The following is a 210-nucleotide window of genomic DNA, read 5'->3' as shown; positions in this document are numbered from 1 at the left end:
TTGTACGGATCCTTTTCTTCACAGTATGTCCGGCGGTGACCTACTCTCCCACACCCTCCCGAGTGCAGTACCATCGGCGCTGTGGGTCTTAGCTTCCGGGTTCGGAATGGGACCGGGCGTTTCCCCCGCGCTGTGACCGCCGTAACCCTTCCAACCCGAACCCCCGTGCCGGCACTCGTGCCGTGGGGGGTGGGTAAAAATGTGGGGTAC

The 210-nt window shown here is 62.4% G+C and carries 1 rRNA gene; it reads right to left on the bottom strand.

What is annotated here, in order from left to right:
* Positions 1–27: 27 nt before the first annotated feature.
* Positions 28–144: ribosomal RNA gene (gene rrf, locus NGB94_RS16770) — 5S ribosomal RNA — on the bottom strand.
* Positions 145–210 lie beyond the last annotated feature (66 nt).

Origin of the sequence: Arthrobacter koreensis (assembly GCF_035792275.1) — a bacterium.
Taxonomy (GTDB): Bacteria; Actinomycetota; Actinomycetes; order Actinomycetales; family Micrococcaceae; genus Arthrobacter_B; species Arthrobacter_B koreensis_A.
The sequence above is the reverse complement of the archived record's forward strand: the minus strand, read 5'-3'. Positions and strand labels throughout refer to the sequence as shown.